Raw genomic sequence first — 12,420 nt, 5'->3', positions numbered from 1 at the left:
TTAAACCTGAAGGATGGAAAATAAAGTGAATGTGACACCTCATAATAACGGGTCTATGTTGTTTCGTATAATAGCTGCTCCTAATTAAACGGTTCACCTCTTAAAGAGAGGCGTATCGATTTAATCAAAAGAAGGCGCTTTCCATTAGTGACAGCCTTAGTATATTTTTTGTACGTACATTTGTCAATACAAACAAATAGTTATACTTACAACGGCACGCTCTCCTCTTAATCCTTGGAGTTAGCTTCTTCTTTTCAGACAATTCCCCATGTAAAATCCCAGTAAAAAGCATGGAATTACCTCATTTTTTTCATGAAAAATGGTACTGCATTTTCATTCACTGCAAATCATGTTAGAATGTGTACGTACAACTTTCTGAACAACGATGAAAGAAGTGGATTGCGTGAAGCCAAAGTATCAGATCATCATTGATGATATAAAAAGCAATATCCTGTCAGGAACGTACAAAGCAGGAGAGCAAATTTCTACAGAATCAGCTTTGCAGAGCAGTTATAATGTTAGCCGCCAGACGGTTCGGAAGGCCATTTTAGAGCTGTCCAATGAAGGGTTCCTAAGAAGCGAAAAAGGATCTGGGACGTATGTCAGCAGCCAATACCGCTCCAGATCGGGCGGGAATGCCGCCAAAAAAACGATAGGCGTCATTACGACCTATATCTCGGATTACATTTTCCCCTCTATTATCCGTGGTATTGAAGGCCGATTGAATGAAGACAACTATTCGTTACTGTTAGCCAGTACAAATAATGATATTATGCAGGAAAAAAAGGCGCTGGAAATGATGCTGTCCTATGGCGTGGACGGTCTCATTATTGAGCCGACCAAAAGCAATTTATACAACCCCAATATTGCTTATTACCTGTCTTTCAAGGAGCAGGAAGTTCCGTTCACCATGATTAACGCCTTCTATGAAGAGCTGGAGGTCCCTTTCTTCTGTTTGGATGACGTGCAGTCCAGCTATCTCGCAACCCGGGAACTGATTGCTAAAGGTCATTCCCAGATTGGCATTATCGCGAAAATGGATGATCTGCAAGGAAAATATCGCATGAAGGGATATATCAAGGCACTTGGGGAAGCCAAACTGCGGTTTCACCCCGAGCAGGTGCTTTCCTTCGACACGGCGACGAAGCCGAACCTCTCCACGAGCTTGGAGGAGTTCCTAAACGACAACAGGGATGTTCTGACTGCGCTTGTTTGCTACAACGACGAGGTAGGGCTGGAAGTTGTGCATGCCTGCAGAAAACTGGGGATATCCATTCCAGATGAACTATCCATCATTGGCCAGGACAATTCGTATATCGCCAAAAATGCGAATATTAAACTGACGACTCTGACGCACCCCCAAGAACAAATGGGACGGGACGCAGCGGACTGGGTCATTAAAAATTTACAAGGAAAAAAAGACCTGCCTACCAACACCTACTACCAACCCGTGTTAGTTGAAGGTGAAACCGTAAAAGAGATTGAAGTGGAGTAATTTTTTGTGATTAAGTTCGACTTAAAGGTTTCGGATCTGTCGGCGAAAAAGAAAAAAGGAGCCGCCGCGGCAAGCTCCTTCGTTGTGCTTATATTGCTGCCGGAAGCACCTCAGGCATCACGTTGTTCATTTTTAGACATCCGTTGGTCCTGCTCATAAATGCTGATGTCTAAATCTAGAACGGCCTACACACGTTTCATCCCCGAATATCGACCATTCAACTATTTCCTCATTTTTCTATCCAGCGTTCATTACCTGATCTATAAATGCCCTTAACTTGCCGCTTCGTGCTTCGAGAGACGTTTCAGCAATTCCTGCAGAGCTGGCATCTGATGGCCGCGACGCTGCCCTTCGGCAAGGGAGCTACGCATCGATTCAACGTCCTGAGCACGAACCTTGCCGCCATGATGGAAGCGGTTGAATGCCTGATAATCTAGCGGCAGCATGTCCCGCTCCATTTTAATGTGCACGTTTGCCGTCATGCGCGGCCCCATAACCAAGGCCATTAATTTGCCCAACAATCCATGCTGCGGCAGTGCCGCTATTTCGCCTTGTGCACGGATGGCAAGCCGCCAAAGCTCCTTGTTCGCCGAAACCGTCGAAAAATCAGACCAGCCCGCAATGTCACACGCTGCATATACAGGAAAGCCAATACTGGAATAAATGTTAAACATCGATGGGCTTACTTGACCACAGCGCGAAATCTTACTGCGGTTGTAAAGCTCAATGAATTGCTTCGCTGCCGCTTTATTGTTGGTCTCGACTTGGAAGCCGACCTTGTTCGTGGGATGCTTGTAACAGACAACAGCCTTTGCTATTTTCGCTGGATCTGTTGGTGCATGTACAGGCAGGTTCGCGCTTCCCTGGTGGCTGAGCATGCCGAGAATTCCTCTTAGCAAGCGGTCTTCCGAAATTTGCATGACCTTGATATAGTGCTCGCGAAGGCCAATCCCGAAACCGTTCATAATGACAGTAGCTTTAGAAGCGCGCACGATGTCGCCTAATTTGCTCAACATAGCCATGCCTTCTGCCGTTCGACTGGCATTTCCGTCAAGTGTAATGAAAATAAACTGAAGTGGTGTATCCGCCAGTTCAGCGACATTCTCAATGACGTTGAAGCCGGTAAAATTTTTCAGTGTTGCATCGTCATAGCAATAAAGCTGTTGAGGAGATTGGAATGCCGTTTTCCGTCCTTCTCGCACGAGGAAGGTAATGTTAGCGCCGGACAAACTGAGATGGTAGCCGACAGAGAAGCCTACTGCCCCCGCTCCTACAATGAGAATATTGGGTTTGTTCATGCTAGTTGTCATTTTTATTCACTCTCCAATTATTCGTTGAAATAAATTTATGCCGCAGGAATAAGAGGAACGACTATGTGATTGCCGTTTCGTCCACCCCTATAAGATGAACACCTGTTGATTTAATATCATGGTGATAGTATAATCTCAAAATAGCTGCAAGCTCAATCATCAATATGCGGAATAATGTTATTCATTCAACACTTTCCCTGGCGTTTGTTCGATTAGATACGGAAAGGGACGGATCTTATGGTCGGAGTAAAAAACAATAGAAGAACCAAATATACGACGGAGCTTATTAAGCAGTGTTTTCTTGCTCTATTGGAAACGAGGAAATTGCCGCAAATAACGGTTACCGAAATATGCAAGCAAGCTGACATTAACCGAGGTACCTTCTATTTGCATTACAAAGATCCTTATGAATTATTTGAAGTGATGCAGAAGGAATTTAATCAAGAACTATGGGAGACGCTGCAAAAGGATCAAAGTCCATGCGCGGAAGATGGCTCCTTGATCAAGCTATTGAACATTATCCAAGAGAAGAAAACAATTTTTCGCATCATGATTTCGGATCGAGGAGAAAGCAGCTTTTTATCCGAGGTGCTGGTTGAGGTTCATCAAGATTATTTGCAAAGAAAAGGAGATGACCCAAACCGAAAAGACTCGTCCGCATTGGACTACTCTTTTACTTATATGGTTCATGGCTCAATGGGAGTCATTAATCAATGGCTGGAATCAGATGGCGAGGAAAGCCCGGAAGCGATTGCGCGTATCATTTCTTCTTTCAAACCACAATGAACGGCTCCTTTCCACTTAGATCCATGGCGGAAGAAGCTTTTTATCTGCAATAATATACTATAGGCTTATCCCTTTAAGATGTAGCATATGAGAATAGCTTGAAAGGGGTATTCTCATGGATATGACATCTTTTTTAATTTATTGCGTGATTGCTACTTTTACACCAGGTCCTACTAATATCGTCATATTATCTACCGTGCAAAATTCGGGTGCCAAACTAGCCTTGAAATATACGTATGGAGCAGCGGTTGGTTTTGGACTATTACTCGTTATATCGGCTATGTTGAATACGGCGCTCTTAACGATATTGCCGAAAATTCTATTGGTGATGCAGATAGTGGGAAGCTGTTATATGATCTATCTCGCTTATCAAGTCTACAAAATGGATGCATCAAACCCAGCTGCAAACCATACGGCTACCTTTAAGTCAGGCTTCCTTATGCAGTTTTTAAATCCAAAGGTAGTTCAGGTGTACTTAGATAGAGGTGAATCGAGTGGACAAATTTATTTATAAAAAATCGGCAGGTATTACTGCGCTGTCAGCAAGCATGACTGATTTTAAATATAAAAAGCACGCTCATCAGGAATATGCAATAGGTGTAACCTTGCGTGGGATTCAACATTATAACATGGATGGCGGTTTGCAATTATCCTACCAAAACGGCATTATGCTTTTTAATCCTGAGCAGGCCCATGACGGTATGGCCCATGATAAGACAGGCCTCGATTATGTCATGCTGTATATTGAACCGCAATTGCTTCTAGACGTAATTGAGAAAAAGGATAAAAAGCAAAGGATATGCTTCATGCCCATTTTGAACATGTCCTTAAGCTTGACGAGATCTGTGAAGAGCTTCAATTATAACTGCAAGATCGAATATGCCAAGCAATTAATTGAAAAAAATAGCGATGTTTATTCAGCAGTAGCTGAATGCGGTTTTGTTGATTTAACTCATTTAAATAAACATTTTAAAGGCGTATATGGAACAACCGCATTTGAATATATTTCGCAAATAAATGGATGTGCAAAATAAAAGACTGCTCGTTCATCTTCCGTTCACATTGTCGTCATCGCGAGGACATCTTCGTCGTATAAGCTTACATGAGCAGCCTTTAAGGCAGTCTACTATCAAGATAACGACAGGAGAAGATACGATTATGAAAAAATGGCTTAGGGTTTTACTTAAAATATTGGCAGCAATTGTGATAGCAATCGTCGTTTTTATGGCTATTGTGTTTATAGTCAACAAGGTCAGCAGCAAATCTGAGCAAGGCAAAATACATGCCTATGGCCAGCTCGTACCCGTAGACGGGAAAAAGATGAATGTGCTGATTCAAGGGGAAGGCAAAGAAACCATCGTGCTTCTGCCGGGTTATGGAACAGCAGCGCCGGCGCTCGATTTTAAGCCGCTAATCGATGAGCTTTCACCCTCTTACAAAGTAGTTGCAGTTGAACCATTTGGTTATGGCTTAAGTGATGGAACCGATAAGGAAAGAACGACAGAAAATATAGTAAATGAACTCCATGAAGCGCTGCAAGCTCTTAACATTGACCGCTATATTCTAATGGGCCACTCCATTGCAGGCATTTACGGAATCGATTATGCAAACAAATATACAAGCGAAGTGACTGCCTTTGTCGGCATCGACAGCAGTGTTCCGACACAACCCGGCATGGATGTGAAATTTCCATTAAAAATGTTTGGTTTTCTCAAACAATCCGGTTTGCAACGATTGATCGTAAAAACAGGCAGCGACCCTTATGAAGGACTTCCATATGATGAGGAAACCAAAGAACAGCTGAGCATGCTTTCGCTCAAGAACAGCAATAGTCCCACGATGCTAAATGAAATGAAAAATATTTCTTCTAACTTTAAAGCAGCTGAACATTTAACCTTCCCAAAAGAGCTTCCGATTATTTTCTTTATCCAAGCGAATAATGAAGACATTCCAACCTGGATACCGCTGCATGAAGAGCAAATTAAAGATTCTGTGCATGGAAAAGTGATGACCTTTGAAGGCGGACATTATTTGCACCATACCAGATCCAAAGAAATCGCTGAAAACCTTAAGGCGTTTATGGAAGAAGCAAGGTGAAACGGCCGAAAGCCGTCCCCTGGCGGCGCGCGGCGTTTCAGTCCGACAAGCAGATAAACGCTTTTAGTATTCCCTATGCCATGGCCATATGTGCAAGCTTACTTGCATATGATGCCATGGCATTTTTTTACTTATTCATACTCCGTTCATAATGACGTCACGGTGAGGACATCCCCGTCATATAAGCTTTATTTAGCGGCCCTTAAGGCAGCTGAATACACTGCTGAAGATAGGAGTAGATAAACATGAAACGAACTTCCATTGTCGCTGTCACCCTCGCGCTGAGTATGCTGGCTCCCATGTCTGCAATGGCTGCTGCGAATAGCAACCCACTTGCTTTTGATGCGGCTAAAAAAATAGCGGCTGAGAAAACCAAGCTGCTGACAGAAACCTACAGCATCACAAGCGTCCAATACGCGCTCATCGATGACGGGGAAATTACGATTTCGGGGCATGCAGGAAAAAATGATTTAACGGATTCGATTCCACTTTCCTCAAAAACAATATACGGCATCGGTTCTACAAGCAAAATGTTTCTCACGGCGGCTGTTATGAAGCTTGTAGACGAGGGCAAGGTAGATTTGGATTTGCCCGTTGTGAACTATATCCCTGATTTTAAGATGAAAGACAACCGCTACAAACAGATTACACCACGCATGCTGCTGAATCATTCCTCCGGCTTACTCGGAACGACGGGCAATAATGCAACCTTGTACGGGGATAATGATACTTATGCACATGATACTTTTCTAGAGCAGTTGGCGACCCAAAGCTTAAAGGCAGATCCCGGAGCCTTTTCAGTCTATTGCAACGATGGTTTTACGTTGGCTGAGATTCTGGTAGAAAGAGTTAGCGGCATCGGCTTTACAGCATTTATACACAAATATATTACTGAGCCTCTAGACATGAACCATACGAAAACACCGCAGGATCTCATTGATCAAGCGGCGCTGGCCGGCATCTATTCCCCGCTGTATGAGGGACAGCTCCCACAAGAGAATTATAATATTATTGCAACGGGAGGGCTTTACTCCACAGCTGAAGATCTCGCTGCTTTTTCACAAATTTTCACAGGGCAGGCTGAAGGCATTCTTTCTGCAAAATCGCTAGAAGCGATGGCACAAGAGGAGTATAAAAGCGGCATGTGGCCGGAGGAAGCCAATCCGTCCTACCTCTCCTACGGGCTAGGCTGGGATAGCGTCCACTTGTTCCCCTTTAACGAATACGGCATTAAGGCCCTTTCCAAAGGTGGCGACACGATTTCGTATCATTCATCCTTAGTCGTGCTCCCGGAATACAAGCTGTCTGCCGCTGTTATCTCTTCAGGTGGTTCAAGCGCATTAGACCAAATGATCGCCAATGAACTGCTGCTTAGCGTCCTTCAGGAGAAGGGTGTTATTAAAGAACGGAAACCGGAGGAGTCGTATGGCGTGCCTATTAAGGCAGACATGCCGCAAGAAATAACACAGTACGCGGGTATTTATGGTAGTGGTTCAAATAAGTTATTGAAGATAGAAGTGAATACTGAGGGCGAAATGGCTGTATCCACGGTTACGGCTCCGAACAATCCTGCCCAAACGTATACGTACACTGCTGACGGTTCTTTTGTAAACGATGAAGGCACAGAGAAATTAAAATTCGTTGAGGAGAAAAATGGGCATGCCTACTTGTGGTCCCGCTCCTATATAGCTGTACCGGGGATAGGACAAACGGCAATCTCCGAGTATAATGCCGAGAAGCTTGAAGACAACCCATTAGCTCAAGACGTAGCTGACGCATGGGAACAGCGTGACGGTCAAAAATATTATTGGGTGAATGGAAAATACACATCAACGTCCTACCTCCATTCAACACCTATCATACCTTTTCAGACCATTAAAGCAGTTCCAGGGTATGTGTTGAATCATAAAATTATTGGAGCAAACAAAGCCGTTAACCAGTTGCAAATCCCTGGCATGGATGGCCGTGACACGATGGAAATCGAATTTTTCAAGAAAAATGGAGTAGAGTATTTGAAGGCAGCAGGCAACCTATACGCCAGTGGGGAGCTTGTAAAACCGCTCTATTCGGGTAAACAATCCTGGGCAACGATCCAAGCGGACGGCGAAGCCAAATGGTATACCGTTTCAGCGAAGGATAAAGGAAAAGTTTTGACGGTTAACATGCCTGCCCACGGCTCCTTTGCCGTCTATAATCAAGCCGGAATATGCATAAACCATACCGTTATCAGTGATAGCAATCAGGTCGTATTGCCAGAGAACGGCAGCGTTGTCTTTGCGGGCGAGGTTGGATCTACGTTTGGCATTTCATTGAAAAAGTAAAAAATAGAGACTTGTCTTCATATATTAAACAACACTAGGGGTCACCTCATTTAAGGTGGCCCCTTTACTCCTTGAATTCGTATTAGAGACGTTGCTCAAAATATTATGAATGAGCAGCATTCTAAAGAAGGGACTGAACAATGCTGACATCCGGAATCTTATACCCGTTTGGAGCTGCTTGAAAAACACGCTCCCAGATGCCCTCCTCTATTGGAGGAAGCTCGTCATATCGCGGGTATACAAATAGAGAAGATAAAAGATTAGAGATTTTATCTACAGGCTGCTCTGGCTGTATGGCTGGATCATGGTCATTTGTGGGCACTACTTGTTGATTTTGTAATACATGGCTTGCCCGTTTCAGTCTGGGGTGACGTTTACGTACCCGCCTTACGATCTTTTTCTTGTAAATCTTCTTTGTTTTCTTCTTATTTTTCTTTTTCGCTTTATTGCTGCCGGTTGTTTTTTTCTTCGATTGGCGCGCCATTTTCTTCTTCCCCTCTGTAGTGGCGTTATTGGGCTTTGCTGCTCAGTCTGCTGTGCGAGCTGTGGTTCGATTTGCGGTTCGATCTGTTGCTCAGCCTGCTGTTGAGCAGGCTGTTCCGGCTGCGGCTCAATCCCCGTATTTTGTTCGGGATGCTTGCTCCTCGCCAACTCATACAGTGCTAACACACGGTTAGTCATCTCAGGCAATGCCCAATGCCGCTCTCCCCATTCTTTTGCCTGACTCGCCATGCTGCTTAACCAGTTTGTATCCTGTAAAGCGGATCTTAAGCATAAATGAAGCTCATTAATATCTCCGGCATGAAATACAAGCCCATTCACGGAATGGGTTACCATTTCCGGTATACCGCCAGCGTCAGAAGCGATGACCGGCTTGCCCGCTATTTGAGCCTCAATAACGGCAAACGGCTGATTATCCTGCATGCTGGGCAAAACGATAAAATCTGCCTGATGAATCAAAGCTGGAACGTCCTCACGGTTTCCTAAAAATAGGACGTGGTCGCCCAGACCGTAATCTTTCGTTATATTCATGATTTCATCACGGAGTGAGCCTTCTCCAGCTAACCAGCAAACCCAGTCCGAACGCTCCGCTTTCAGTTTTACTAGTGCATGAATGAGATAAATATGTCCTTTCACAACATCAAAGCGGGCAGGGCATAAAAATACACTTACTCCTTCAGGCTTGACAATCATGGAATCACGCAGCATATTTTGTTGAAATTGTTCTTTATCAAATCCATAGTGGCTTACGATAATATTGGGTTCGGGAACTGCAAAATCCTCAACCATTACTCTTTTTAACCACTCTGAAGGCGATATCGTGACATCACTGACTGTTGCCCCCAGATGCTCACGTAATGACGAATATTTCCAAAGAGGGGAGTTTGTATCTTGGTCTGTTAACCCCAATGTCTTTAATCTAACGAACCATTCCTTCGTGAGGCATCCGTGAATAGTCGTTACTAAGGGCGTATGAGGAGGCTTCACACGTGACAATGCATGAGCACTCATAATGTCCTGTGCGTGTATTAAGTCATACTCGGCCAAGCCGAAATACATAGCAGCTGCTTCAAAACAGTAACGCTCAACTTCAGAAAATGTAATCCAGGGATCAATTCCGGACAAATGGTGATCCATGTAATGGTTCGATTGATGGGCAATCAGTGGTTGCAGCTTGGCTTTATCAATAGCCATTTCTTTGCCTGGAATATAAAACCCCTGCCCATCAGGTGTCGGGGAGAAGATATCAACATGATGCCCCGCGAACTTTAGTCCTTTTTCCAGCTGATTTACATATGTGTTTACGCCGCCGGCATGTGGCAGCGACCAACTGCAGGCGATTAATATTCGCATGTGTTCCCTCCGATTGGTCTGTCGTCCAAATATAATATGAGATTTCAAGTGCGTTGTTAACGTACACCAACCTATTTATCCCTCGTATCGATACAGGCAATTATCATATCGTTTTTTCTTTCCAGCCCCTTTAATTCCAACTATTGTTTCCGAAACCCAGCGCCTCTCTCTATTTCTGCTAGACCTCGTGATACTCTACTATTTCCATAAAATTTAGACACTCAACTATAGCGGCTTTCATTCATTCGCGTATCATGCTAGAAGATGAATGAAAGGAGTTGACAGAATTATGGAGCAGGCCCCTGAGTATAAAATTGGTATTATCGGTCTGGGGTACGTCGGATTGCCACTCGCCAAATTGTTTCTGGAAGGAGGAAACACGGTTTATGGCATTGATGCAGACGAACGAAAAATCAATATGTTGAACAAGCAGCAATCCTACCTGTCTGACTTTAATAGAAAAGACATCCGAAAGCTTTTTAGTAAAAATAGTTTTCATGTAGGTACTGCATTCGATGTCATTGAGAAAGTCGATGTCATAATCCTTTGCGTTCCGACACCGCTTGATGAGCAGCATCAACCTGATTTGAGCTATGTAATAGGCGCAGCACAAAGCTCACTCCCCTATTTGCATAGAGGGCAGCTTATTGTACTGGAAAGCTCTACATTTCCAGGAACAAGCGAGGAACGGCTAAAACCGATGTTGGAGTCAACTGGACTTCTTGTAGGTAAAGACATTTCGCTCGCCTATTCACCAGAGCGAATTGATCCCGGTTCTAAATGGGAGCTGGAACAAATCCCTAAAGTGGTTGGCGGCGTAACTCCATCCTGCACAGCCTATGCGAAGCAAGTATATGGCTCAGTGTTTAATGAAGTGGTCCTCGTGTCATCGCCACGCGTAGCTGAAATGACGAAGCTTCTGGAAAACTGCCAGCGATACTTGAATATTTCATTTATGAACAGTCTGTTGAAGTTAAGCGAGGAACTGGATATTAATCTCTGGGAAGCCATCGAGGCCGCGGGAACTAAGCCGTTTGGATTTACAAAATATTATCCAGGCCCTGGCGTTGGAGGGCATTGTATTCCGGTTGACCCCCTATATTTGCTCTGGAAGGCGAGAGAACATCATATGGATTTGCCGTTCATTGACCTTTGCCATCAAGTAAACGAGGATATGCCTGGGTATATTGTGGGACGAGTGGCAAAAAGCCTGCAGCCAAAAGCGCTTAACGAATGCAGTGTGCTTGTCATTGGAGTTACGTATAAAAAAGACGTTAACGATATGCGGGAGTCCGTTGCGCTGCCTATTATGGAGCATTTACTGCAAGCGGGCGTCAATCTGGGATACTTTGACCCCTATGTGAAAACTCTGAAAATAGGTGAAACTTTCCTTCATAGTACACCGCTTACTGCCAGAAAAATGAAAAATTATGATTGCACTTTAATTTTAACGGATCATTCTAATATCCCATATGAGCTTCTTGTGGCGCACACGCCCATTGTCATCGATACACGTAACGCCACTGGAAAAATGGCAGATCGAAACAATGTTATTTTACTCTAGGAGGGTATTCCAATGAAGGTAGTAGTAACGGGTGGTGCAGGTTTTATCGGCTCTCATTTAGTAGAGCGTCTGCTGGAAGCGGGCCATACGGTTTGGTCGTTGGATGATTTCTCGACCGGACGGCCGGAGTTTTTATCCCATCTTCAAGCTAATAAACGTCATACGCTCATCCAAGGCTCAGTAACTGACCGAAGGACGCTCAAGAAATTGATGGATAGAGCGGATGTTGTCTTTCATCTTGCTGCTGTATTGGGTGTCAAAAATACAGTAGAGGATCCCCTCAAGGTTATTGAAGGCAACATTGATGGCACGCGCAATGTCCTTGAATTGGCATATCCACGTCATACAAAGGTCATTTTTTCATCAACGTCAGAAATATATGGAAAAAATGAAGTTCTGCCCTTCCACGAAATGTCCGATCGTTTTTATGGTGCCCCCTCTGTCCATCGTTGGTGTTATGCAACAGCAAAATCGCTCGATGAGCATATGTGCTTCGCCTATGCAGCAAAGGGACTCCCTGTCACTGTGCTTCGATATTTCAATGCATATGGACCAAGACAAACGAACTCGCAATATGGCGGGGTAGTCGCAAGATTTATTAAAGCAGCTTTGAAAGGGGAACCGCTAGAGGTTTATGGCGACGGAGCACAGACGCGTTGCTTCACCTATGTGGACGATACGGTTAATGGCACCTTAGCAGCACTTCACGAGAAAGCAAACGGACTCGCCTTTAATATTGGCTCAAATTGCCCTATCACAATCTGGGAGTTGGCGCAGCTGATTATTAGGCTTAGCAGTTCGACCTCTCCGATCTTGCTCAAATCGTATGCCGAAGCTTACGGCTCAGGCTATGAGGATATGCCTGGACGTGAGCCGGATTTGACTCGATCCGAATCATTGCTCGGCTACAAGCCTTCCGTGAATTTAGAAGAGGGGCTTTACAAGACAATCGAATGGTATCGTAATCGGTTATGATATGAATCCTTGCAGCCG

General features: G+C 44.3%; 8 protein-coding genes and 2 pseudogenes. 8 read left to right on the top strand and 2 right to left on the bottom strand.

All coding sequences use genetic code 11. The features are described from left to right. Positions 1–403: 403 nt before the first annotated feature. Positions 404–1,495, top strand: coding sequence for a GntR family transcriptional regulator (locus AC6B99_RS16820; RefSeq protein ID WP_056032181.1), 1,092 nt, complete (start codon positions 404–406; stop codon positions 1,493–1,495). 272 nt (positions 1,496–1,767) lie between these two features. Here the strand turns inward: AC6B99_RS16820 and AC6B99_RS16815 are convergent, their stop codons facing one another. Then, positions 1,768–2,805, bottom strand: a complete 1,038-nt coding sequence (locus AC6B99_RS16815; RefSeq protein WP_200931589.1) for a ketopantoate reductase family protein — start codon at positions 2,803–2,805, stop codon at positions 1,768–1,770. Between the two features lie 237 nt (positions 2,806–3,042). On the opposite strand from AC6B99_RS16815, the gene AC6B99_RS16810 reads away from it, so the two are divergent. The 5 genes and pseudogenes from AC6B99_RS16810 to AC6B99_RS16790 all read left to right on the top strand — a co-directional run bounded on the left by AC6B99_RS16810 (position 3,043) and on the right by AC6B99_RS16790 (position 8,009). Then, on the top strand, positions 3,043–3,591 hold the full coding sequence (locus tag AC6B99_RS16810) for a TetR/AcrR family transcriptional regulator (protein WP_056032184.1): 549 nt from the start codon (positions 3,043–3,045) through the stop codon (positions 3,589–3,591). Between the two features lie 115 nt (positions 3,592–3,706). After that, positions 3,707–4,057, top strand: a pseudogene (locus tag AC6B99_RS16805) (LysE family translocator); the annotation flags it as partial. A 28-nt stretch (positions 4,058–4,085) separates the two neighbouring features. Beyond that, a pseudogene (locus AC6B99_RS16800) lies at positions 4,086–4,625 on the top strand (AraC family ligand binding domain-containing protein). A gap of 124 nt (positions 4,626–4,749) precedes the next feature. Next, complete coding sequence (locus AC6B99_RS16795; protein WP_496663804.1) at positions 4,750–5,688, top strand: alpha/beta hydrolase; 939 nt, start codon at positions 4,750–4,752, stop codon at positions 5,686–5,688. Between the two features lie 245 nt (positions 5,689–5,933). Further along, on the top strand, positions 5,934–8,009 hold the full coding sequence (locus AC6B99_RS16790; protein WP_496663803.1) for a serine hydrolase domain-containing protein: 2,076 nt from the start codon (positions 5,934–5,936) through the stop codon (positions 8,007–8,009). 387 nt (positions 8,010–8,396) lie between these two features. Here AC6B99_RS16790 and AC6B99_RS16785 read toward each other — a convergent pair whose 3' ends face one another. Beyond that, the gene (locus AC6B99_RS16785) at positions 8,397–9,863 is read right to left on the bottom strand and encodes a glycosyltransferase family 4 protein (protein WP_496663802.1); all 1,467 of its coding nucleotides are present in this window, start codon (positions 9,861–9,863) and stop codon (positions 8,397–8,399) included. A 289-nt stretch (positions 9,864–10,152) separates the two neighbouring features. Here AC6B99_RS16785 and AC6B99_RS16780 point away from each other — a divergent pair, with 289 nt between their 5' ends. Together AC6B99_RS16780 and AC6B99_RS16775 are read left to right on the top strand one after the other, a co-directional pair. Continuing rightward, positions 10,153–11,427 (top strand): nucleotide sugar dehydrogenase, encoded by a 1,275-nt coding sequence (locus AC6B99_RS16780; protein WP_496663801.1) that lies wholly within the window; start codon positions 10,153–10,155, stop codon positions 11,425–11,427. A gap of 12 nt (positions 11,428–11,439) precedes the next feature. After that, positions 11,440–12,402 (top strand): SDR family NAD(P)-dependent oxidoreductase, encoded by a 963-nt coding sequence (locus AC6B99_RS16775; RefSeq protein WP_494882439.1) that lies wholly within the window; start codon positions 11,440–11,442, stop codon positions 12,400–12,402. Positions 12,403–12,420 lie beyond the last annotated feature (18 nt).

The organism is Paenibacillus liaoningensis, assembly GCF_059609455.1.
The sequence above is the reverse complement of the archived record's forward strand: the minus strand, read 5'-3'. Positions and strand labels throughout refer to the sequence as shown.